The 21,911-nt window shown below is 73.4% G+C and carries 20 protein-coding genes, 1 tRNA gene and 3 pseudogenes; 12 read left to right on the forward strand and 12 right to left on the reverse strand.

Annotated elements, in window-relative coordinates:
- Positions 1 to 8 precede the first annotated feature (8 nt).
- Entirely contained in the window at positions 9 to 458 is a 450-nt protein-coding gene (soxR, locus tag ACZ6X9_RS16750; protein WP_469778744.1) for a redox-sensitive transcriptional activator SoxR, read from the forward strand.
- A gap of 72 nt (positions 459 to 530) precedes the next feature.
- Here soxR and ACZ6X9_RS16755 read toward each other — a convergent pair whose 3' ends face one another.
- Positions 531 to 1,142 carry a hypothetical protein gene (locus ACZ6X9_RS16755; protein WP_469778745.1) on the reverse strand — a complete coding sequence of 204 codons (612 nt, stop codon included), beginning with the start codon at positions 1,140 to 1,142 and terminating at the stop codon, positions 531 to 533.
- 122 nt (positions 1,143 to 1,264) lie between these two features.
- The gene (locus ACZ6X9_RS16760; RefSeq protein ID WP_469778746.1) at positions 1,265 to 2,656 is read right to left on the reverse strand and encodes a serine-threonine protein kinase; all 1,392 of its coding nucleotides are present in this window, start codon (positions 2,654 to 2,656) and stop codon (positions 1,265 to 1,267) included.
- Between the two features lie 417 nt (positions 2,657 to 3,073).
- Between ACZ6X9_RS16760 and ACZ6X9_RS16765 the strand changes: the two genes are divergently transcribed.
- Entirely contained in the window at positions 3,074 to 3,691 is a 618-nt protein-coding gene (locus ACZ6X9_RS16765; RefSeq protein WP_469778747.1) for a TetR/AcrR family transcriptional regulator, read from the forward strand.
- Between the two features lie 119 nt (positions 3,692 to 3,810).
- On the opposite strand, the gene ACZ6X9_RS16770 is transcribed toward ACZ6X9_RS16765, so the two are convergent.
- Complete coding sequence (locus tag ACZ6X9_RS16770; protein ID WP_469778748.1) at positions 3,811 to 4,785, reverse strand: MBL fold metallo-hydrolase; 975 nt, start codon at positions 4,783 to 4,785, stop codon at positions 3,811 to 3,813.
- Between the two features lie 223 nt (positions 4,786 to 5,008).
- The gene (locus ACZ6X9_RS16775) at positions 5,009 to 5,461 is read right to left on the reverse strand and encodes a MarR family winged helix-turn-helix transcriptional regulator (protein WP_469778749.1); all 453 of its coding nucleotides are present in this window, start codon (positions 5,459 to 5,461) and stop codon (positions 5,009 to 5,011) included.
- 198 nt (positions 5,462 to 5,659) lie between these two features.
- Between ACZ6X9_RS16775 and ACZ6X9_RS16780 the strand changes: the two genes are divergently transcribed.
- On the forward strand, positions 5,660 to 7,156 hold the full coding sequence (locus tag ACZ6X9_RS16780; RefSeq protein ID WP_469778750.1) for an MFS transporter: 1,497 nt from the start codon (positions 5,660 to 5,662) through the stop codon (positions 7,154 to 7,156).
- Between the two features lie 56 nt (positions 7,157 to 7,212).
- A complete protein-coding gene (locus ACZ6X9_RS16785; RefSeq protein ID WP_469778751.1) occupies positions 7,213 to 8,133 on the forward strand; it encodes an NADP-dependent oxidoreductase in 921 nt (306 codons plus the stop codon).
- A 66-nt stretch (positions 8,134 to 8,199) separates the two neighbouring features.
- On the opposite strand, the pseudogene ACZ6X9_RS16790 reads toward ACZ6X9_RS16785, so the two are convergent.
- From ACZ6X9_RS16790 to ACZ6X9_RS16805, 4 genes and pseudogenes are all read right to left on the reverse strand, one after another.
- A pseudogene (locus tag ACZ6X9_RS16790) lies at positions 8,200 to 8,358 on the reverse strand (DUF397 domain-containing protein); the annotation flags it as partial.
- 35 nt (positions 8,359 to 8,393) lie between these two features.
- Positions 8,394 to 8,501 (reverse strand): annotated as a pseudogene (locus ACZ6X9_RS16795) (Scr1 family TA system antitoxin-like transcriptional regulator); the annotation flags it as partial.
- A 59-nt stretch (positions 8,502 to 8,560) separates the two neighbouring features.
- On the reverse strand, positions 8,561 to 9,829 hold the full coding sequence (locus ACZ6X9_RS16800; RefSeq protein ID WP_469778752.1) for a hypothetical protein: 1,269 nt from the start codon (positions 9,827 to 9,829) through the stop codon (positions 8,561 to 8,563).
- 323 nt (positions 9,830 to 10,152) lie between these two features.
- A pseudogene (locus tag ACZ6X9_RS16805) lies at positions 10,153 to 10,618 on the reverse strand (ArsR/SmtB family transcription factor); the annotation flags it as partial.
- 66 nt (positions 10,619 to 10,684) lie between these two features.
- Here ACZ6X9_RS16805 and ACZ6X9_RS16810 point away from each other — a divergent pair.
- Positions 10,685 to 11,365, forward strand: a complete 681-nt coding sequence (locus ACZ6X9_RS16810) for a flavin reductase family protein (RefSeq protein ID WP_469778753.1) — start codon at positions 10,685 to 10,687, stop codon at positions 11,363 to 11,365.
- Between the two features lie 202 nt (positions 11,366 to 11,567).
- Here the strand turns inward: ACZ6X9_RS16810 and ACZ6X9_RS16815 are convergent, their stop codons facing one another.
- Both ACZ6X9_RS16815 and ACZ6X9_RS16820 read right to left on the reverse strand, forming a co-directional pair.
- Positions 11,568 to 12,107 (reverse strand): NUDIX hydrolase, encoded by a 540-nt coding sequence (locus tag ACZ6X9_RS16815; protein ID WP_469778754.1) that lies wholly within the window; start codon positions 12,105 to 12,107, stop codon positions 11,568 to 11,570.
- A 25-nt stretch (positions 12,108 to 12,132) separates the two neighbouring features.
- Positions 12,133 to 13,014 carry a DMT family transporter gene (locus ACZ6X9_RS16820; RefSeq protein ID WP_469778755.1) on the reverse strand — a complete coding sequence of 294 codons (882 nt, stop codon included), beginning with the start codon at positions 13,012 to 13,014 and terminating at the stop codon, positions 12,133 to 12,135.
- Positions 13,015 to 13,262: 248 nt separating this feature from the next.
- Between ACZ6X9_RS16820 and ACZ6X9_RS16825 the strand changes: the two genes are divergently transcribed.
- From ACZ6X9_RS16825 to ACZ6X9_RS16835, 3 genes are all read left to right on the forward strand, one after another.
- Complete coding sequence (locus ACZ6X9_RS16825; RefSeq protein WP_469778756.1) at positions 13,263 to 14,279, forward strand: hypothetical protein; 1,017 nt, start codon at positions 13,263 to 13,265, stop codon at positions 14,277 to 14,279.
- Between the two features lie 50 nt (positions 14,280 to 14,329).
- On the forward strand, positions 14,330 to 15,928 hold the full coding sequence (locus ACZ6X9_RS16830) for an APC family permease (protein ID WP_469778757.1): 1,599 nt from the start codon (positions 14,330 to 14,332) through the stop codon (positions 15,926 to 15,928).
- Positions 15,929 to 16,337: 409 nt separating this feature from the next.
- Positions 16,338 to 16,832, forward strand: a complete 495-nt coding sequence (locus tag ACZ6X9_RS16835) for a DUF2867 domain-containing protein (RefSeq protein ID WP_469778758.1) — start codon at positions 16,338 to 16,340, stop codon at positions 16,830 to 16,832.
- A gap of 382 nt (positions 16,833 to 17,214) precedes the next feature.
- On the opposite strand, the gene ACZ6X9_RS16840 is transcribed toward ACZ6X9_RS16835, so the two are convergent.
- Positions 17,215 to 17,299: transfer RNA gene (locus ACZ6X9_RS16840), tRNA-Leu, on the reverse strand.
- Between the two features lie 239 nt (positions 17,300 to 17,538).
- On the opposite strand from ACZ6X9_RS16840, the gene ACZ6X9_RS16845 reads away from it, so the two are divergent.
- The 3 genes from ACZ6X9_RS16845 (at position 17,539) to ACZ6X9_RS16855 (ending at position 20,316) form a co-directional block, all read left to right on the forward strand.
- A complete protein-coding gene (locus tag ACZ6X9_RS16845) occupies positions 17,539 to 18,855 on the forward strand; it encodes a M20/M25/M40 family metallo-hydrolase (protein ID WP_436779519.1) in 1,317 nt (438 codons plus the stop codon).
- Positions 18,856 to 19,007: 152 nt separating this feature from the next.
- Complete coding sequence (locus ACZ6X9_RS16850) at positions 19,008 to 19,241, forward strand: chaplin (RefSeq protein ID WP_436779520.1); 234 nt, start codon at positions 19,008 to 19,010, stop codon at positions 19,239 to 19,241.
- Between the two features lie 157 nt (positions 19,242 to 19,398).
- Positions 19,399 to 20,316 (forward strand): chaplin, encoded by a 918-nt coding sequence (locus ACZ6X9_RS16855; protein WP_469778759.1) that lies wholly within the window; start codon positions 19,399 to 19,401, stop codon positions 20,314 to 20,316.
- Between the two features lie 218 nt (positions 20,317 to 20,534).
- Here the strand turns inward: ACZ6X9_RS16855 and ACZ6X9_RS16860 are convergent, their stop codons facing one another.
- Complete coding sequence (locus ACZ6X9_RS16860) at positions 20,535 to 20,723, reverse strand: DUF5703 family protein (protein WP_469778760.1); 189 nt, start codon at positions 20,721 to 20,723, stop codon at positions 20,535 to 20,537.
- Between the two features lie 47 nt (positions 20,724 to 20,770).
- Between ACZ6X9_RS16860 and ACZ6X9_RS16865 the strand changes: the two genes are divergently transcribed.
- Complete coding sequence (locus tag ACZ6X9_RS16865) at positions 20,771 to 21,649, forward strand: hypothetical protein (RefSeq protein WP_469778761.1); 879 nt, start codon at positions 20,771 to 20,773, stop codon at positions 21,647 to 21,649.
- Positions 21,650 to 21,911 lie beyond the last annotated feature (262 nt).

Consider the following 21,911-nt stretch of genomic DNA (forward strand, 5'->3'; position numbering starts at 1 on the left):
CGGGAACCGTGCCACAGATACCCGTGACCGTTCACGAACTGACCGTCGGGCAACTGGCGGCCCGCAGCGGCGTCGCCGTCTCCGCCCTGCACTTCTACGAGTCCAAGGGCCTGATCGGCAGCCGCCGCACGGCCGGCAACCAGCGTCGGTTCGACCGCGACGCGCTGCGCCGGGTGGCCTTCATCCGGGCCGCGCAGCGGGTGGGCATCCCGCTCGCCACGATCCGCGAGGCGCTGGCGCGCCTGCCGGAGGAGCGCACGCCGACCGCCGAGGACTGGGCGAGGCTGTCCGAGGCGTGGCGTGGTGAGCTCGACGAGCGGATCAAGCGGCTGGAGCGGCTGCGGGACCGGCTGGACGGGTGCATCGGGTGCGGCTGTCTCTCGCTGGACAAGTGCGCGCTGTCCAACCCGGACGACCTGTTCGGGGGGCGGCGGGGCTGCGGTTCGCTGCTCGGCTGAACCCGCCCCGGGCCCGGGCCGCTTCCGGAGGGCGGCGCCGGCGCGGCACCCTCCGGAAGGCCCGCCGCCTCCTCACGCCGCCGCGTACCGGGGAGCGAAGGCGTACCGCCGGGCCGCGGCCAGCGCCCGCGGCGTGAGGACGGCGACCGGCACCACGATCCCGCAGTCCGTGCACACCGGCCCCTCCCACGGATGCCGCTCCAGCCCCGTCCGCCACTCGATGTGCTCCTGCGCGCAGACCGGGCAGGAGTCCCCGGGGGCCGACTCCATCGCGTCGATCACCCGCCGCAGCACGTCCGCCAGCCTGGCCCGCGGTTGGAGGTCGGGGGAGGCGCAGGGGACGATGTCACACCCGCCCCAGGTGTTGCGGTGCCAGTCGTCGAGGGCGGTGGGCTGGCGGATGCCGTCGTGCTTCTCGCGCCGGCGGCGGCCGGCGAACTCCACCTCGTAGGCCAGCCACAGCTCACGGGCCTCCTCCAGTTCCTCCAGCGCCCGGATCAGCCGCTCCGGGTCGGGCGAGCGGTCGTCGGGGGCCAGCCCCGACCGGGCGCACAGATGGTGCCAGGTGGCCCGGTGACCGTACGGGGCGAAGCGTTCGAGGCACTTGCGGAGGGACGTCCGTCGCAGAGCGATGGTGTTCCCCGGGTTGCGTACCTCTCGCGCGAGAGCTCTGAAACCTGCCACTGCTTCCACCTCCGGCGAGCGGACTCGGACGGCCTGGTGCCGGCCGCGGGCGGCCGACACGACTGGGACGTACCGCGGCTCGTTTCGGATCCCTCCGGGGCGGCGCGGGTCGGTCCCGTCCGCTAGCGCATGCCCAGTCCGGCGAGAAGGACGACACGTGCGAGCTCCTCGTGGCAGATGTCGCTGTGCGCGCCGGAGGGCGGACCACCCGTCCGGACGACCTCCGAGGCGTCGAGGTTGACGCAGCCGCCGGCCGGGAGTCCGTCCGCCAGGGCCTCGGCGAGGGTGCGGGCCGAGCAGCCCGGCACGTCCCGGAGGCCGTCGTAACCGAGGGCGCCCCAGCGCGTCAGGTCCAGGCCCAGCAGTGAGTCGGCGTCGCCTGCGAGCCGGGACGCGAGGGGGTAGAGGGTGCCGAGAGCGGTGTCGTGCCGGGAGTGACAGCAGACCAGCGGGCCGGCGACGCGCTCGGTCAGACCGTTCAGCACGCCGCCCCGCCGGGGCGCGAACGGCAGTCGGGGCGAGAAGGCGTAATGCGAGAAGGCGCCCTGGAGCAGGGTCAGGGAGCCGACGGGAACGCCGTCGGGCAGCCCGCCGAGCGCGAACGCGGCCAGCCGGGCGCCGAAACTGTGGCCGACCAGGTGCACCCGCGGGCCGCGTCCGGCGAGCTCGCCCGCCACCGGGCCGAGCCCCTGCCGCCCGACCACACCGGCCCGCCGCTTCATCTCCCAGTACGTGCCCTGCCGCAGCAGTTCGAGCGCTCCGCGCCAGACCCGGCCGAGTGCGCCGCCGAACAGACCGGGGGCCGGGACCGCGCCGGTGGACTCCAGCGCCGCGGCGAACCGCCCGCACACCTCCACCGCGCTGTCGGCGAACATGGCCGGAACCGTCGGTTCGGACTCGGTGTCCCGGGCCCAGGCGTCGTCGGCGCCCCCCTCCCGCTCGGCCTCCCGGGGACGCGGGTTGACCAGGGTGCGGACGAGGCCGGTGAACTCCTCCAGCCGCGCCCGGTCCTCGGGCTGCCGCTCGGCGAGTTCCGCGATTCTGCCGATCACCGCATCCCGGCCGGGGAAGGCCAGGGCCAGGGCCTCGCGGGTGCCGGGCGGCAGCCCGGGGGCGGTGGGGACGGCCGTGGTGTCCGTGCCGGTCGTGGTGTCCGTGCCGGTCGTGTCGGTCGTGCCGGCCGACGGGCCGGGGAGGCCCGGAAGGCCCAGGAGACCCCGGAGGAACGGCGGTGCCTCGTCGGCGAAGCGGAGCGAGGGCCAGATCACCCCCACGTAGCCGACGCGCGGCGGGTCCGCGAGAGTGGTGAGGGAGACGAGGAGGGTGGGGAAGGGGCTGAAGAAGCGGCGGTAGAGGGCGGTGGCCGTGGCGCGGGTGTTGTTCCAGCCGTGCGCGAAGACGACCACGTCGGTGAGGTGTTCGTCGGCGGCGCCCTGGAGGAGGGCGTCCCGCTCGCCGGGTTCGACGCGCCCGTCCTTGCCGAAGGTCAGTTCCCAGTACGGCTGCGCACTCATGTCCGCCATGGAGCCCCCTGTGCCGGTCCGGTGTGCGCGCATGGTCCTGCTGTCAAGGGGGACTGTCCAGCCTTCCGGCGCCCGTCTCCCCACTCGTCCGCCGTGTGGCGCGTTCCCGTGCCCCGGGCGCGCGAACCGGGCGCGGGGCGCGCGGGCGCGGTGTCCGGGACGGGGCGCGGGGCAGGCGGCGGGGCGGGCTTCGGGACAGGGCTGAGGGCATGCCGCGAGCCCTGCCCCGGGTCACGTCCCGGGCCCTGCCGCGGATCCCGCCCCGGGGCAGGCGAAATGCCCAACTCCCGCGTCCGGCGGGGGTCCTGCCCGGGACGCTCGAACGCGTGAGTGGCAAGATCCCCCGGGGGGAGCCGCGCCGGCCGGCACGGCACATCAGCGACATCAGTCGACAAAGGGGTGGGGACGATGAAGAGGGCGGGGAGAACGGGAACGTACGGAACGCCGGGATGTGCCGGCAGGCCGGTGCCGCAGCGGCTGCTGGCCGCCGCCACCCGGCTGTTCGCGGACCAGGGCTACGACCGGACCTCCGTACAGGAGATCGTCGAGGCCGCCGGGGTCACCAAGGGCGCGCTGTACCACTACTTCGGCTCCAAGGACGACCTGCTCCATGAGATCTACGCCCGGGTGCTGCGCCAGCAGCAGGAGCGGCTGGACGCCGTGGCGGGCCGGGACGCGCCGGTGGAGCAGCGGCTGCGCGACGCGGCGGCGGACGTCGCGGTGACCACCATCGAGAACCTGGACGATACGAAGATCTTCTTCCGGTCCATGCACCAGCTCGGCCCCGAGCAGTACCGCCGGGTGCGGGCCGAACGCCGGCGCTACCACGAGCGGTTCAGGGCGCTCATCGAGGAGGGGCAGCGCACGGGCGTCTTCAGCCGGACGACCCCCGCCGACCTGGTGGTGGACTACCACTTCGGCTCCCTGCACCACCTCGGAAGCTGGTACCGCCCGGACGGGCCGATGACGCCCCGGGAGGTCGGCGACCACCTCGCCGACCTCCTGCTGCGGGCGCTGCGCCCGTAGGCCGGAGGCCGTGGGAGCCGTGGGGGAGTCGTGGCCGGGGCGCTCCGGGCGGCGGCCCGGCCGCGCCCGCCGCCGTGTGACGGTCCGGGGTGCCGCCCGGGCGTGACGGTCCGGTGCCCCTACGCGTGGCAGGACAGCGGCTTGCCGCCGTTCATCTCGGCCATGTCCCCAAGTACAGCGGGCAGGTCGAGCGGTGCCCCCAGCGGCAGTCCGTCCAGCTCCGCGTAGGCCCGGTGCAGGTTGCCGACCAGCCGCTCGCTCTCCTGGAGCGCCGCGAACTCGCCGAGGTCGGCCTCGCGCGCCACCTCCAGCGGGGGCAGCCCCGCCGCGTGCCCGGCGCGCGCCAGCTCCTCGACGTACCGGAAGTAGCGCTCCACGGTGTCGTACACCCCGGGGTCGGTCACCGGGCCGTGGCCGGGTACGACGGTCTCCGCGTCCAGTTCCCGCAGCACGTCCAGGGCGGCGAGCGAGCCGCTGAGCGAACCGAACGGGATGAACGGCGTACCGCCGTTGAAGACCAGGTCGCCGGTGAACACGATCCGCCGCTCCGGCAGCCACACGATGGTGTCGCCGACGGTGTGCGCCGGACCGGGGTGGATCAGCCGCACCTCGGTGTCACCGATGTGCACGGTGAGTTCGTCGGTGTACGTGAGGGTGGCGGGGGTGATCCGGACGTCGCCGTAGTCGACCCACGGCCAGATGGCGTGCAACTGCGGGCCGACGGCCAGGGTCTGCTCCCGGCAGCCGGCGTGCCCGACGATCGTCGCGCCGGGGGCGAAGACGCAGTTGCCGTAGGTGTGGTCGCCGTGGTGGTGGGTGTTGACGACGAGGGAGGGCGCCGGGGCGCCGCTCGCCGCGACGGCGTCGCGCAGCAGCTCCGCGCGGCGGACGGTCGGGGCGGTGTCGATCAGCAGGGTGCGGCCGCCGTCGGTGACGAAGCCCGCGTTGTTCAGGCACCAGCCGCCGTCGGGCTGGACGTAGGCGCTCACCCCGGGCGCCAGCGGCACGGTGTAGGGGGCGGGGACGGCCTCCGGCCCCGCGGGCGGTTCGCCGGCTCCGGGGGAGCCGGTCAAGGGGGTGCTGGTGCTCGACATCGTGCGCGCCTCTCCTCGGGGTGCGCCCGGCCCGCGCCGGGTGCGCGGAACCGGACCGGCCGTCAGAATACGGACGGAGTGGACGAGAGGGGAGAGCGGGCTCCGCTCAGTGCCGGCATCGGCCGGGCCCCGGACCCGCTCGGCTCCGGACCCGCTGGGCCCCGGCGCGTGCTCGGCCCCGGCGCTCGCTCGGCCCCTGCGCGTGCTCAGCCCCGGCGCCCGCTCAGTTCCGGCGCTCCAGCCCGGTGCGCAGCCGCTCCAGCAGCCCGTGCAGGACGGCCCGCTCCCCGTCGTCGAGGGAGTCGAGGGCGTCGTGGGTGGCCCGCATCTCTTCCCTGACCCGGCGGATGGTCTCCCGGCCCTCGTCGGTGGCCACCACGTTCTTCACCCGGCGGTCGGAGGGGTCGGGCTCGCGGCGCACCAGGCCGCGGGCCTCCAGCCGGTCGACGATGCCGGTGACGTTGGACGCGTCGCAGACCAGCAGGGTGGCCAGGCCGCGCATCGGCACCGGGCCCTTGAGCTGCGCGAGCAGCTTGGCCTGGACGCCGGTGAGGCCGTGCCGGGCGGCGGAGGCCGAGAAGTCCTGCCACTGGGCGGTGCCGAGTGCCGCCACGAGTTCCAGGAGCTCGGACTTGCCGGGCGAGGTCGGGCGGGCCTGGGGGGTCGGGGCGGTCATGGCGGCAGTCTACTGAACGCTTGAGACTCTCAACCATTAACTTGACGACCTCAAGTATCCGGCCCTACCGTTGCCCGGTTGCTTGATGACATCAAGCATCAACGTTGTGAAGCATCCATGTCGTGAAGCATCGGTTTTCCTGAAGCGTCGGCTTCGTGAAGTGCCGGCTTCGTGAGCAAGCGGAGGAAAGAACCGGCCATGACCACACCAGCGCCCGCCACCCCGGCCCGGCAGCGGAGCGAGACGGTCATCGTCTTCGCCCTGAGCCTCGCCGCCATGGTGGTCTCGATGATGCAGACCCTGGTGGTGCCGATCCTCGGCCTGATCCAGAGCGACCTGGAGACGACCCCCGCCAACGTGAGCTGGGTCACCACCGCCACCCTGCTCTCCGCCGCCGTCTTCACCCCGCTGCTCGGCCGCTTCGGCGACCAGCACGGCAAGAAGCAGACCCTCGTCGGCGTCCTCGTCGTCATGGTGGCCGGGTCCGTGCTGGCCGCCACCACCCACTCGCTGCTCTGGCTGATCGTCGGCCGGGTGCTCCAGGGCGCCGCCACCGCGATCTTCCCGCTCGCCCTGTCCGTGCTCCGCGAGGAGATCCGCCCGGCCCGGCTGCCCGGTGCGATGGCCCTGGTCAGCGGCACCCTGGCGTTCGGCAGCGGCCTCGCCTTGGTCGCCGTCGGCCTGCTCACCTCCGGTGACCACCCCGACTACCGCAGCGCCTTCTGGCTGGCCACCGGCCTCGCCGCGCTGGCCCTGATCGCCGTCGTCACGCTCGTCCCCGCCACCCGGGAGACCACCGGCGGCCGGACGGACGTCCTCGGCGCCCTCACCCTGGCGGCCACCCTCGTCCTGCTCCTGCTGCCCGTCTCGCAGGGACACGAGTGGGGCTGGTCCTCGGCCCGCACCCTCGGCTGCTTCGCCGGCGCGGTGATCATGGCCGCCGTGTGGACGCTCGTCGAGCGGAAGGTCAAGGAGCCGCTGGTCGACATGCGGATGTTCGCCCACTGGCCGGTCCTCTTCGCCAACCTCGCCGGGCTGCTCGTCGGCTTCGGCTCGTTCGCCCTCTTCATCGGCGTCTCGTACCTCGTCCAGATGCCGTCCAAGCTCACCGGCTACGGCTTCGACGCCAGCATCCTGCGGGCCTCCGTCGAGTTCCTGCTGCCCGGCACCCTGGTCTCGCTGCTCGCCGCGCCCATCGGCGGCAAGCTCGTGCGGCAGCACGGCCCCCGCCGGGTGCTCTACCTGGCCTCCCTCGCCGGCCTCCTCGGCTTCGGCTGGCTCGCCCTCGACCACGACCACGCGTTCTCCGTGATCGCCGGCGGAATGCTGGTCGGCGCCGGCATCAGCTTCGGCTACGCCGCCATGCCCGCCGTGATCGTCGGCAGCGTGCCGCCCCGCCAGACCGGCATCGCCAACGGCATCAACTCCATCTCCCGCTCCACCGGCAGCGCCATCGGCAGCGCCATGGTCACCACCGTGCTCGCCTCCAAGAGCGTCGAGCACCTGCCGCCGGGCCTGCCCAAGCTGCCCGCCGAGAGCCAGTTCACCCTGACCTTCGTGATCGCCGCCGTCGCGTTCCTGCTGGTGTCGCTGGTCGCCGCCCTCGGACTGCGGACCATTCACACCCTGCGGTCCACTGCGGTGGCGGGCTCCGCCCCGGCGACGGACGCTGAGACGGCAGGCGCCACGCGCTGAACACCGAGTCGGACGACTTGACGACCCGAGGACCCGAGGACCCGAGGAGCATCACCATGAAGGCTGTCAGCTACCGCGCCTACGGCGGACCCGAGGTCCTGGAGTACGGCGAGGTCCCCGAGCCCAAGATCGGCCCGGACTCCGTGCTCATCGGGGTCAGGGCGGCGGCAGTCAACCCGGTCGACTGGAAGGCCCAGGCCGGCTACCTCGACGGTCAGCTCGACGCGGTCTTCCCGGTCGTCCCCGGCTGGGACGTGTCCGGGATCGTGGTCCGGCTCGGCGCGGACACGCCCGAGTTCAAGGTCGGCGACGAGGTCATGGGCTACGTCCGGGAGGACTTCCTCTCCCGCGGCACCTACGCCGAATTCGTCGCCGCCCCCGTCCGGACCCTCGCCCGCAAGCCCGCCAACGTCTCGTTCGAACAGGCGGCGGGGCTGCCGCTGGCCGGCCTCACCGCCTACCAGGCGCTGCGCGCCGCCCGCGTCGGCCCCGACGACACCGTCCTCGTCCACGCGGCGGCGGGCGGCGTCGGCTCCCTCGCCGTCCAGTTGGCCCGCAACATCGGCGCCCGCGTGATCGGCACGGCGAGCGAGGGCAACCACCCTTACCTGCGCTCCCTCGGCGCCGAACCGGTCGCCTACGGCGACGGCCTCGTCGACCGCTTCCGGGCACTCGCCCCCGAGGGCGCCTCCGTCGTCCTCGACTTCGTCGGCGGCGGAGTCATCAAGACGTCCTCCCTCATCACCGTCCCCGGCGCCCGCCTCGTCTCCATCGCCGACCCCGCCGTCACCGACCTGGGCGGCCGCCTCCTCTGGGTCCGCCCCGACGCGGCGGACCTGGCGGCCCTCGGGCACCTGGCGGAGCGGGGACGACTGTGCGTCGAGGTGGCCGGCGTATACCCGCTGGAACAGGCCGCGGAGGCGCAGCGGCGCAGCGCGGAGGGCCACACACGCGGCAAGCTCATTCTTGTGCCGTAGGGGGTTCGCCCCGGTCCCGCCCTTTCACCGTTTCTCGCGGGGGCGGGCCCCCGTCCCCAGGCTCCGTCAGGGGGACAGGGGGCCGCCCGGCTCGGCGAGGGCGGCCACGAAGCGGCTCCAGGCCGCGTCGGGGAATGCCAGGGTGGTCCGGTCCGGACGCTTCGAGTCGCGGACCGGCATGAGGCCGGGGAGCTTCTCGGCGGGGACCTGGAGGCATTGGCCGCCATTGCCGCTATGGGCAACCCGGCACTGTCCGCGAAGCGCAGAATCCTCACATCGATATGCGTCTCATGAGAACGCTCGATCAAGTGCAGGAGCTGTGCCCGCATCACGTGAGGGCTGCCGGTGACGATGTGCAGGGCGGACTCCCAGAGAACACACCCCGAAGCGTGGCGGTTCGGGTGTCAGAGGCGGGAGCGGGTGCCGATCAGCGGAACCGGAAGCGTGGCACCGTAACGGTTGACGTTGTGTTCGATTGTCGCCGTCGTCGTGATGCCCGCTCGACGGCGCCGCACACCTCGCCCGGCGGCTTGTCGAGCAGGGCGACGGCCTCGGCGAAGTCGGGGAACGCGGCCTCGAAGGACCGTGCGGCGACGAGGAACATCGAGCGGTCCGTCAAAGCCCGGGCGAGGCGTGCGGGGTCGTCGGGGAGGCGACGGGCGAGCGCCACGCCTTCGTCGAAGTACGGCGTGAGACGCTCCTCGAACCGGTGGTGGTGGTCGCCTTCGCGGAGGGCCGCACGGATGCTGATCCTCCGCTGGACGTCGACCAGTTCGGGCAGCCGACCGGCCTCGCGGAGGTCCGCCGCCTCCGCTTCGAGTTCCGGCAGGGTGCCGAGAAAGGCGTTCCACCTGTCGTGCGAGTGGTAAAGGCCGGTGCCGAACGCCGGCATCGGGGACTCGACGCTCGCGGGTGGTTCGTCGGCCCGCCCCGACAGGGCGAACAGGGTCACCCACCACGCGAGGATGCAGCTCCAATTCCGCGGTTCGCCCGTCGTCGCCAGCTCTTCCAGGACCCTCAGGGCCTCGCGCCGGACCGCCGCGGCGTCCGCCGCGTGCCCGGTGGCCTCCCGCATCCGGGAGAAGTGCACCAGCTCCCAGGTGAGGATGGCCAGTGCTTCGCGCTGACCGGCGGCCCGGCGCCGGGACTCGTCGAGAAGCTCGCGGAAGACGGCCGCTGCCGCGTCGTGCAGACCGGCGCCCTCCAGATTCGCCGCCCACTCGACCAGGTTCCAGAAGCGGTGTTCCGGCAGGCCGTTCCGGGCTTCCCATTCGTTGAGCTCCGCCGCCTCCGCGAAGCGGCCCTCCTCGGCCAGGAGGATCGCCAGCCGCCCGGTGCTTCCGGCCTCGGCCAGCTCCGCGCAGGCCGCACGCCCCTCCGCCCGGCGCCCGACGGCGAACAGGGCCGACTGGTAGGCGTCCAGCGCCCTGCACAGCCGCTCCGTCCGGTTCGGCGCCGCGGCCTCGATCCGCCGGCCCGCCTCGACCGCCTCGGCGGCCAGCGCCACACGCGCCTCCGGGTCCCGGCTCTCGTAACTCATCCCGAGGAGCGCGTCGACCAGCTTAGGGGCGTACGCCTTCGGGCTCGCCTCCGCCAGGACCCGGTACGCACCGACCTGTTCGGGCAGGCTCGGCCGCCCGGAGCGCAGCAGCAGCACGCGCGCCCGCAACACCGCGTCGTGATCGGTCTCCGCCATGTTCCCCCTGTCTCCGGCTGGTTCACGAGGGAGATTCTGGGAGCCGGCGAGCAGGCCGGACAAGGTACGCGAACTGTGCGTTCCGTCCTACGAAACACGCCTGGGACCTGTCATGATGGACATGCCCTCAAGCTGCTACGCGGAGCCGCTGCGGGCCGACGCGGAGCGGGACTCATACGAGGCTGATTCCGGCCTGTGCCTTGATCACGTCCACGGCATCACTGGTGAGCCACCTGATCGGTACGACGGTCCAGCGATCGCTACCGGGCTTGCGCATGACAACGGCACTGCCGTCCTGCACGAGTTCGCAGCGCATGTCAGGCCGCTCCGGTGCCGGTGAGCCGGAGCCCGTGATCCCGGTCCGATAGCCCTCGTTCGAGCATCGCGTCGGTGATGGCCACCCCGTCGGTCCCGGCGAGGTGGTCGTACCAGGTGCGGGAGTGGGCGAGGGTCTGTCGGCGGCCGGCCGCCGACAGGGAGCGGAGTGCCCGGGGGTGCTCGGGTGCCGGCGCGGCGAGGCTCTCAAGGAGCTCGGCTATGTGCGGACCGGCCGGCCGCACATGGCGGTGGCGGCCCTGCCGTTCCTCGACCCGCAGGTGCCCGCCGACGAGCGCGTGCAGGTGCTCGGTCGCGGTCGAGGGCGCCACCTCCACGTGACGCGCCGGCTCGGTCGCCGTCCACGCCCGGCCGTCGAGGAGGGCGAGGCAAAAGCCCGCCGCGTGCCATCGGCCAGAAGCTTCGCCACGTGGCCAGACCAGGGCCGGCTGACGGGGCGCGTTGCGTGTCCATGCGGCCCGTTGTTTCCCTCCGACACTTCGGCCCCGGCCGAAAGAACCGGATCCTAGGCTCCTCGCCATGAACACGGCACCCACCAGCACCCTGCCCGCCCCGACAGCCGCCGCCCATCTGGAGATCGAGCCGAGCATCCTGTATTTCGGGACGCCCGTGGTGCTCCTGTCGACGGAGAACCAGGACGGCTCGTTCAACCTCGCCCCGATGTCGTCCGCGTGGGCCCTCGGGAAGACGGTGGTGATGGGACTGGGCCGTGAGGGGCAGACCGCGTACAACCTCGGCAGCCGCCCCGACCTCGTCATCAGTCTGCCGGCCCCCGACCGGTGGCCGGCCGTGGAGCGGCTGGCGTCGCTGACCGGCCGGAGTCCGGTGCCCGCCGGCAAGCCCGAGGGCTGCCGCTTCGAGCCGGACAAGTTCGCCGCCGCGGGCCTGACCGGTGAGCCCTCCCATCTGGTCCGGCCGCCTCGCGTGGCCGGATGCCCGATCCAACTGGAGGCCCGTGCCGAGCGGGTGCGGCCGGACGTCTCGGGGGAGTTCGTCGTCGAGGCCGTCGTGCGCAAGGTGCACGCCGACTCCCGCATCGTCGTGCCGGGCACCGACCACATCGACCCCGCCGCCTGGAGCCCCCTCATCTACAACTTCCGCCACTACTTCGGACTCGGCCCGGAACTCGGCCACTCCTACCGCACCCGGACACCCCGCGACGTCGAGGGGCCCGCGCTCGCCGACACGCCGCCCGCCTGACCTCAGGCGGTCCGGCCGGAATGCGCACCGAGGGGGCGGCTCGCGTAGCCGTCGGTGCGCGCGACCATGTCCCACTCGCCCGACCCGTGGCGGAGGCGGACGGCCGGGCGGCAGGACCGGGCCGAGCCCCCGCCGGTCGTCCACGACCGGGCGCGGCGCGGCGGATCGCCGAGCCGCGCGTGCCGTGAGGAAGGCGAGCGCCTCACCGCCCCCGCCACTCCCGCAACCTCCGCCACGCCTCCATCCCGTCCGGTACGCACGGCCACTCCGGCAGCCGCCGTTCCACCTCCTCCTCGGGGAGGAACCCGTACCAGTCCACCTCCTCCGCCTGCGGCCGGACCGGCAGGTCGCAGCGCACCTCGTAGACGGCCGACCACCACCCCCCGTACTCCTCCGACCGGTACAGGAAGCGGAAGAGCGGCGTCGGCGCGGGGAGGCCGGTGACGCCCAGCTCCTCCTCCGCCTCCCGCAGGGCCGCCGCGTCGTAGGTCTCGCCGGTGCCGAGGACGCCGCCGACGAACGGGTCGTAGTGCGAGGGGAAGACCAGCTTCCGGGGCGTGCGGCGGTGCACGAAGAGGCGGCCGGCCGCGTCGCGCACCTGGACGAACGTGCAGCGGTGGAGGAGGCGCCGGGCGTAAACCTCGCCCCGGGGGGCCTGGCCCACCACGTGGTCGTGTTCGTCGACGACGTCCAGGATCTCGTCCGCCGACAGGGCCTGGGAGTGACCGGTGGAATCCGTCATGGGCCCATTCAAGCGGGAGCGGGCGTCAGCGCGGCTGGAGGTCCCGCAGTTCCGGTGCCGTCGCGCCGGGCGGCATCGCCGGATGCCGGCCGATCAGGACGATGCCGACGACGATCGCGACGAGGCCGGCCGCCTCCCAGGCCAGCGCCCCGGGCGAGGTCCGCAGCCGGTCGCCGAGGAAGCCCACCCCGCAGGCGATGCCGGCCAGCGGCTGGGCCGCGGTGAGGGCCGGCAGGGACATCCGCAGGGGCGCGGTCTCGAAGGCGCTCTGCACCAGCACCAGGCCGGTGACGCCCAGGGCCAGCACCACGTACGGCTGCCAACTGATCACCAGGGCCGACCAGCCGCCGTCGCGGAAACGCTCGCCGCTGACCCGGGTGAGGGCGTCCTGGAGCCCGTACAGCAGGCCGGCGGCCACGGCGAGGGTCGCGGCCTCGGCGCTCATCCGGAGCCGCTTGGAGACGGCCGCGAGGACCAACGCGCAGCCGACCACCAGGCCGACGATCAGCCAGTGCCGCAGCGGGTCGGTCACGGACTCGCCGCCGTGCGGGCGGCCGGCGACGATGAAGGCGGTGACCCCGCCGGCCAGCAGCCAGAGGCCGCCCCAGCCCGTCCAGCCGAGCGACTGCCCGGTCTGCAGCCGGGAGAGGGCCATGGCGAACAGCAGGTTCGTCGCCAGCAGCGGCTCGACCAGGGACACCTCGCCGCCGCCCAGCGCCACGGCGCCGAGCGCCATGCCGCACACCATGAAACCGATCCCCGCCAGCCAGCGCGGCATCCTCACCAGGTCCAGCAGCAGCCGGAAGGAGAGGAAATCGCTCATGGGGGCCCGCTGTGCCGCGTTCTGCTGGAGGACGAACCCGACACCGAGGCAGAAAGCCGCGCTCAGCGCGAAGGCGAAGACCATACGTCGCGCACCTCAAGACCTGCCGGTCAACAGCCAATTGACCCGGTAGACGATAGTCGCCGCACGGACGGTACGCCGTCCGAGTACCCCGCTTTCGGACGTTCATCCAGACCGGTACGGAGGGGACTCCATCGGCCTTGACGCAGAGCTGTGACTAGCGCTTTGCTGTGCGTGATCAAGATTGCCGGTCAGCGGGCACCCGGGTCCGGGCCCCCGCAGGGACGCACTTCCGCGGAGGACGCTCGACGATGACCCCTCCACCCCCCTTGGGCCGCGCTCGGCTGGGGGGCGGGCCGACCTTCGACTCCGCACTCGACGACACCGAGCTGGTCACCGTCCGTGACGATCTGGCCCGCGGGCGGTGGGCCGAGACCCGCCGGCTCCTCGCCGACACCGGCGACGACTGGGACCTGCGCGGCCACCGCCTCACCGTCCTCGCCGAGGTGTCCACCAGCACCGCCTGGGGACGCGAGTGGCTGCTCGCCGAGCCCGACAGCGCCGACGCCACCGCCCTGCTCGCCTGCGCCGCCGTCCACCGCGCCGTACGCCGTAAGAGCGACGCCGGGAACGCCCGGAACCTCTGCCGGGCCGCCGCCCGGATGGCACCCCGCGACCCCACCCCCTGGCTGGGCCTGCTCCTCCTGGCCCACGCCGGCGTCACCGACGACGAGCCCGCCCGCTGCTTCGGCCAGGTCCGCGCCCGGCACCCCGAGCACCACCACGCCCACCACCTCATGGCCGCCTGCCTGGCCGGACACAAGGCCGACCACGACGACCCGCTGCACGAGGTGTACGACTTCGCCGCCTGGGCCGCCGAGCAGGCCCCCGCCGACTCCCCGCTGGCCCTGCTCCCCGTCGTCGCGCACGCCGAACGGTTCCGCGCCCTGGCCCGCGCCGGCACCCTCCCGCGCGACCCGGCCGCGTCCGGGCACTGGACCGGCCGCCGGGCCCGCCAGGTGCTCAAGGCCGCCTTCGACTGGTGGCTGGAATGGGACGTCAACGACACGGACGACGCGCCCGAGCCGGCCGGAGCCCAAGGGGACCCGCGCGCCGCCCGGAAGCCGGCCGCCCCGCCGCACCCCCGGCACAAGGTCGACCTGAACTTCCTCGCCCACGCCAAGCTCCACGAGGGCCGGCTGGCCGAGGCGGCGGCGCTCCTCATCCGGATCGGCCCGCACGTCACCCGCGAACCCTGGGCCTACCCCGACCGCGACCCCAAGGCCGCCTACCGCGCCGCCCGCCGCGCCGCCCTCGGCTCCCGGTGACGCAGCACATTCCCCCCCCGCAAACCCACCCGAGTGAGGACGGCACCCGCATGCCAACCGGCAGGACGACTCCAGGAAAGACGGCACCAGCCGAGATCCGCACCTTCAAGGGCCAGGAAAGGAGCCTGCGCGCCGACCGCATCGGCCTGGCCGGCCTCCTGATGTCCGTCGTCGCCGCCAGCGCGCCGCTGATGGTGACCACCGGCGGCATGCCCGTCACCTTCGGCGTGCTGGGCGTCGTCGGCTCGCCCCTGCTGTACGTCATCCTCGGGCTGATCCTGCTGCTCTTCAGCTTCGGCTACGCCGAGATGAGCCGCCACGTGCACAACGCGGGCGCCTTCACCGCGTACATCGCCCGCGGCCTCGGCGGCACGGCAGGCGCCGCCTCCTCCATCGTGGCCCTGGTCTCGTACAGCGCCATGCAGTGCTGCATCTACGGCCTCTTCGGCTTCGAACTGTCCAACCTGCTCCAGCGGCACCTGGACATGACCGTCGCCTGGTGGATACCCGCCCTCATCGCCGTCGTGGTCGTCGGCGTCCTCGGCTGGCTGAAGATCGACCTGAATGTGAAGGTGCTCGGCGTCCTGCTGCTGATCGAGGTCGTCATGGTCCTCGTCTTCGACGTCGCAGGCCTCGGCTCGCCCGGCCCCGAGGGCGTCTCACTGCGCGCCTTCCACCCCGACACCCTCTCCGGCGCGGGACTCGGCACCGCCTTCTGCGGCACCATCGCCTCCTTCGTCGGCTTCGAACAGGCCGCCGTCTACTCGGAGGAGACCAGCCGTCCGCAGGTCGTCGTCGCCCGGGTCACCTACCTCGCCGTCGGGTTCATCGCCGTCTTCTTCGCGGTCAGCGCCTGGGCGCTGACCGTCGCCGCCGGACCCTCGAAGATCCACGAACTCTCCCTCACCGAGGGCCCCAACCTCCTCTTCGGGCTCACCGAGGACCGGCTCGGCTCCGGGTTCACCGACGTCATGCACCTCTTCTACGTGACCGGCATGTTCGCCGCGATGCTCAGCTTCCACAACGTCGTCGCCCGGTACGCCTTCGCCATGGGCCGCGAGGGACTGCTGCCCGCCGCCGTCGGCCGCACCTCCCGCACCAGCGGCGCGCCCGCCCACGGCTCGCTGCTGCAGAGCGCCGTCGCGCTGTTCGTCGTCATCGTCTTCGCCGCCACCGACGACAAGCCCACCGGCGACCCGACCGCGCCCGTCCTGCGGCTGTCCAACTGGCTGGGCAACGTCTGCGCCCTCGGCGTCACCGTGCTGATGATCGCCGCCTCCGCCGGCGTCATCGTCTTCTTCGTCCGGCGCGGCGCCGCCCGCGCCCAGGCCTGGCGCCTCGTCGCCTCCGGCGTCGCCGGGGTGGCCCTGACCGTCATCGCCGTGATCACCGTCCGGGACTTCGACGCGCTGGTCGGCTCCGGCCCGGACTCGCCGCTGCGCTGGCTGCTCCCCGGCATCGTGCTGGTGGCGCTGATCGCCGGGCTGGTGCTGGGCGCCGTCCTGAAGTCCGTACGGCCCGAGGTGCACGCCCGCATCGGGCTCGGGAACGAGGCGTTCCAACTGGAGAAGGCGGCCGAGAGCGCGGAAGGCACCGGACCCGCGGCGCACGCCGGACCGGCCCCGGAGGGAGCCGCCGGACAGCGCTGAGCCCCGGGTGGCGCCGAGCTCCGGGCGGCGCGGAGCCCCGGGCGGCGCTGAGCCCCGGGTGGCGCTGAGCTCCGGGCGGCGCGGCGTGCGGGCGGCGGCTCGGGCGGGCGGGCGGCGAGAGGCTCGTACACCGCGCCGCCGCCCGGCCGTTCCGCGGGCTCTCGGGAGTGGCCGCCGGCGAGGGCTCCCGGGACTGGCCGCCCGGGACTGGCCACCCGTTCCCGGCCACCCGGGACTGACCACCCGCTCTCGGCCGCCTGGGACCGCGCGCCCGGGAGCGGGCGGCCTGGGGGGCGTGGGGGACGTGGGGACGTGGGGGGCCGTAACTCCCGTGACCCCTGGGCCCCTTGGTGACCGATCGGTTACGCTGCTGTCCCGTCCCGGTCCCTCGGCCGAAGGGGTTCGCACCATGACCGTTCCGCACGCGCGTCGGATCCCCGTTCCGCAAACCCTGGCCGACCGCGCGGAGTTCGCCGGGTCGGACTACGCGTCCGCCTTCGCGATACCGGTCGACGACCCCCGCGCCCGGACGCCCGAGCAGTGGGCGCGGGCCGTGTTCGAGGGTGCGCCCGCCCCGCTGCGAGCCGTGCTGCGCATGGGGTGGACCCTGGCCCTCGGCCTGCGCATGGGCCCGGCCGCGGGATCCGCCGGGCACGTCCTGGGCTGGCGCATCGCCCGGTCCACCCCCGACTCGGTGACCCTGGACGGCCACTCGGGCCGGTTCGCCACGTACAACGTGGTGCTCGTCGAGGACGGGCGCGTGGTGTGGGCCACGGCCGTACGCTTCAAGGGACGCGGCGCGGCCCCGCTGTGGAGCGCGGCCCGGCCGGTGCACCACATCGCGGTCCCCTTCCTTCTCCGCCGCGCCTGCCGGTCGCTCCGTACCGCGAGCCGTACGCACTGAACGAACGAGCTTTCGGCAACGAGCTTCGGCAACGAGCCCTCTCCCCGCCCCCAGGTGCCCCGGCCCCCCTGCCGAGATGACGCGGTGACCGATCAGGACGACCAGGCACAGGAGCCGCCCACACCGCCCGTCCCTGTGCCCACTGGACCGAGAGCGGCGGGGCCTGGCGCCCCTCGACCACGACGCGGGGGCTCCCGCCCGCCGACAGCCCGTCGGCCCGGCGTCGCCTCGCGCGCCCGCGAGCAACCGCGTCGGCCCTCGGCACTCCGACCGGCCGGGGTCGGGACGCTCGGGGCGGGACGGACGAGTGGTGACCGCGTGCTCGATCGGACCCCAGGCGCAGAAACAGAAAAACCCCAGCTTGGCTGGGGTTTCCCGAGAGTGTCCGAGGGGGGACTTGAACCCCCACGCCCGATAAAGGGCACTAGCACCTCAAGCTAGCGCGTCTGCCATTCCGCCACCCGGACCAGGTGTCGTTTCCTCGGGGTGTTCCCCGCGGCGACATGGAAAACAATACCAGGTTTCGAGCGGTGCTCGATCACTCGGTTGTGGGGTCGGTGTACGGCCGCGACCAGCGGGTTCTTGCGGGAGTGTGTCGGCGGCATTGCGGCCTTGGGCTGGGGCGGCGGCGGGTGCAGGATGGCGGTGGGCCCAGGCCGGGGGTCCGTGCGAGAGGGCTCCCGGGGGCGAACCACGAGGAGGCAGCGTGAGCGCGGAACACAGGACGGGCGCCGAGAGCGAGGTCGTGGACATCTGCCGCGACCTGATCCGGATCGACACCAGCAACTACGGCGACCACTCCGGGCCCGGCGAGCGTGCCGCCGCCGAGTACGTGGCGGAGAAGCTCGCCGAGGTAGGGCTGGAGCCGCAGATCTTCGAGTCGCACCCCGGCCGGGCCTCGACGGTGGCGCGGATAGAGGGGGAGGACCCCTCGCGGCCGGCGCTGCTGATCCACGGCCACACGGACGTCGTCCCGGCGGACGCCGCCGACTGGACCCACCACCCGTTCGCGGGCGAGATCGCCGACGGGTGCCTGTGGGGGCGCGGCGCGGTCGACATGAAGGACATGGACGCGATGACCCTCGCGGTCGTCCGCGACCGGATGCGGACCGGGCGCAAGCCGCCGCGCGACGTGGTGCTGGCGTTCCTCGCGGACGAGGAGGCGGGCGGTACGTACGGCGCCCGCTACCTGGTGGACAAGCATCCCGGCCTCTTCGAGGGCGTCACCGAGGCGATCAGCGAGGTCGGCGGGTTCTCGTTCACCGTCAACGAGAACCTGCGGCTCTACCTGGTCGAGACGGCCCAGAAGGGCATGCACTGGATGCGGCTCACCGTGGAGGGCACGGCCGGCCACGGGTCCATGACCAACACGGACAACGCGATCACCGAGCTCTGCGAGGCGGTCGGCCGGCTGGGGCGGCACCAGTTCCCGGTGCGCGTGACGAAGACGGTGCGGTCCTTCCTGGACGAGCTGTCGGACGCGCTGGGCACCCCGCTGGACCCGGAGGACATGGAGGCCACCCTCGCCAAGCTGGGAGGCATCGCCAAGATCATCGGTGCGACGCTGCGGAACACGGCCGCCCCGACGATGCTGGGCGCCGGCTACAAGGTCAATGTGATCCCCGGGCAGGCCACGGCGCACGTGGACGGCCGGTTCCTGCCCGGGTACGAGGAGGAGTTCCTGGCCGACCTCGACCGGATCCTCGGGCCGCGGGTCAAGCGCGAGGACGTGCACGCGGACAAGGCGCTGGAGACCGGGTTCGACGGCGACCTGGTCCAGGCGATGCAGACGGCGCTGCGGGCCGAGGACCCGATCGCGCGGGCCGTGCCCTACATGCTCTCCGGCGGCACCGACGCCAAGTCCTTCGACGACCTCGGCATCCGCGGCTTCGGGTTCGCCCCCCTGAAGCTGCCGCCGGAGCTGGACTTCGCCGGGATGTTCCACGGAGTGGACGAGCGGGTGCCGGTCGATGGTCTGACATTCGGTGCGCGGGTGCTCGACCGGTTCCTGGATGAGTGCTGACACGCTTTCTGAAAGAGCGTCAGATTGTACGGAGTTGGCGCTTTTTTCACTGGAAAGAGTGAACGGACTCAAGGTTACGTAGCCCGGTTCCCCCCGTGTCGTTACAGGGGGTGCGGTCCGCGGCTGGGATCGCATTCCAACAAGGAGGAACCATGCTCAAGAAGGTCGTCGCCACTGCGGCTGCCACCGGTGGTCTCGTGCTCACGGGCGCGGGTCTGGCAGCAGCGGCCGGCGGGGCGCAGGGCGCCGCGGTCAACAGCCCCGGTGTCGTCTCGGGCAACGTCGTCCAGGTTCCGGTCACGGTGCCGGTCAACCTGTGCGGCAACACGGTCAACGTCGTCGGGCTGCTCAACCCCACGCACGGCAACACCTGCGTCAACAAGTGACGTTGCCCCTCACCGGGTGAGGGATGGAGAACCGGGCGGCCCCGGAGCGCGCGCCATGCGCCCCGGGGCCGCCGGGCTTTCGACCCGGACACCGTGCGCGGGCAGCCGGCCCGCGCACGTTCCGCATGGCAAGCAGTAGTAGCAGAGGGGCAAAGCAATGCGACAGGTCGCCAAAAAGGGCCTGCTCACCGTCGCGGCAGCGGGCAGTGTGCTCGCCGTGACCGGTGGCTACGCGTACGCGGACTCCGGCGCCCAGGGCGCCGCCGCGCACTCCCCGGGCGTCGCGTCCGGGAACACCGTTCAGGTGCCGGTGCACGTTCCGGTGAACGTCTGCGGCAACACCGTGAACGTCGTCGGGGCGCTCAACCCCGCCTCCGGCAACACCTGTGTCAACGGTGGTCACGGAGGCCACGGTTCCCACGGGCAGGAGCACGGCAAGGGCCACGGGCACGGCGGCGACCACGGCCGGACCCACGGGCACGGCGGCGGTCACCACGGCGGTGGCGCCGCCGCGGAGGGCGCGGCCGTCGGCTCGCCCGGCGTCGTCTCCGGGAACGTCGTCCAGGCACCGGTGGACGTGCCGGTCAACGCCTGCGGCAACACCGTGGACGTGGTCGGCGTCGGCAACCCCACCTTCGGCAACACCTGCGTCAACGACGGCCACGGCCACGGCAAGGGCCCGGACCACACCGGGCCGCACCACCCGGACAAGCCGTCCTCGCACGAGCCCTCGCACCACCACCCGCCGGCCGACAAGCCGCACGGGGACAAGGACAAGCCGTGTGACGAGCACAAGCCGGCCGGGCACCACAACCCGCCGGCCGAGCACTCGGCGCACGACAAGCCGGGGCACGTCACCCCGGGTCCCGTCGTCTCCGGGCCGGTCGTCCCGGTGGCCGTGGTGAAGGACGCGCACCGTCCGGCACGGCCGGCCGCCGCGGCGGTCGAGGAGAAGGACGACGAGCTCGCGCACACCGGTGCGGGCGAGCTGGGCATGGCCGGTGCCGCGAGCGCGGCCCTGCTGCTCGGCGGCGCCGTCCTGTACCGCCGGGCGCGCGCCGGTCAGCAGAGCTGATCCGGCGGGCCGAAGCGGTCGAGCCGGCACGGCGGGCCGAGGTGGTCGACCCGGCACGGCGGAGCTGATCCGGCGGAGCCGGGCGGCGCGGCCGGGCGGGCGCACACCGCCCCCAGGGAGCGGGTTCCGGGACACCGGGGCCCGCTCCCGTCGTTCGCGCCCGGCGTACGACCTGCTGTGCGAGCCGCCGTACGACCCGGCGTACGGTCCGGTGTCCGCTACCAGGTGGCGCGTAGCTGGCGGATGATCCGGCGGCGCAGCCGCACTTTTCGGCTGCCGTCGGGGAAGAGGCGCAGGCGGTCCAACTCCCAGTGTCCGTACTCGGCGTGGTCGGTCAGCAGGCGTGTGGCAGCGCCCCGGGACACCCCTCGCGGCACATACACATCACAGAATTCGTATTCCGGCATCGCATCTATTGTGCGGGAACAGCCTCGGTACGGATAGCGTCTGCACTATGTCTGATGCTGCGCAGCCAACCGCTGCCGAGGTACGGGCCGCCGCCGAGGCGGTCAAAGCCGCTCTGGACCGCCACCTCGACGCCGTCGAACGCCGGTCGGGGGAAGACGACCCGGCCGTCTACGCCGCGTTCAACGAGCTGGCCGCGGCAGCCGAGGCGTACGACGAGCTGCTGTACGACGCCTACGACGAGGTCACCCCCTTCGAGATCCCGGGTGACGACTCGCTGCCCGCCTACGCCGGTCCCGACGAGCCCAGCGCGCTCAGCGTGCTGATCCGCCGGGACTACGCGGTGGCCGAGCCGCAACGCCTGCTCGCCCAGGCCCAGCGGGTCGCGGACCTGGACCCCGATGTCCCCGACCCGGTACCCGGCGCCCACCGGCCCGGCAACGGCGCGGGGATCGTGGGCGGCAGCGTGCACGCGGCCCTGGGCGTGCTCTTCGGCGAGTACGAACCGGATGAAATCGCCTCCCGGCACAAGGAGTTCGGCCTGGAGGAAGGTGACTCCACGCTGTGGGTGGCCGCCCTCGACGACCTCGCCGAGCCGGGGGAGTGGCTCTCGGCCCCCTTCGACCAGGCCGACCCGCAGCGGGTGATCTGCCGGTTCGACGTCAGCGCCGTGTTCGACGAGGAGCTGGACGACCTCGACGACGGGCTGGACGACGCGGTGCTGGGCGTCGTGGGCGGCGGGGCGGTGCTCGACGTCGTCTCGGACGACGACATCGAAGTGGTCGACGACGACATCGAGGTGGTCGACGATCTCGACGACCTTGAGGACGCCGATGAGGGCGGCGAAGGCGATCAGGGCGGCGAGGGTGGTGCCGCCGGCGGCGCGGGGGCGCCGGGCGGCCGGAGGGGGCCGGGCACGCCTCGCTGACCGGCCCGGGGGCGGACGGGGACCCGTCCGCCCCGGTCGGATGCGGCCGGTTCCGGCCGGTCGGTCCCCGGGGGCCGGCCGTGGGACGGCCCCGCCGGCCCCGGCGATCCGGAACTGCCGCCCTGCCGCCGAAACCTTGTGGATGCCGGGATCGTTCGCCTGGCCGCCTGGCCGCCTGGCCGCCTGGCCGCCTGGCCGCCTGGCCGCCTGGCCGCCTGGCCGCCTGGCCGCCTGGCCGCCTGGCCGCCTGGCCGCCTGGACG

It is taken from the genome of Streptomyces sp. NPDC052910 (assembly GCF_055585605.1).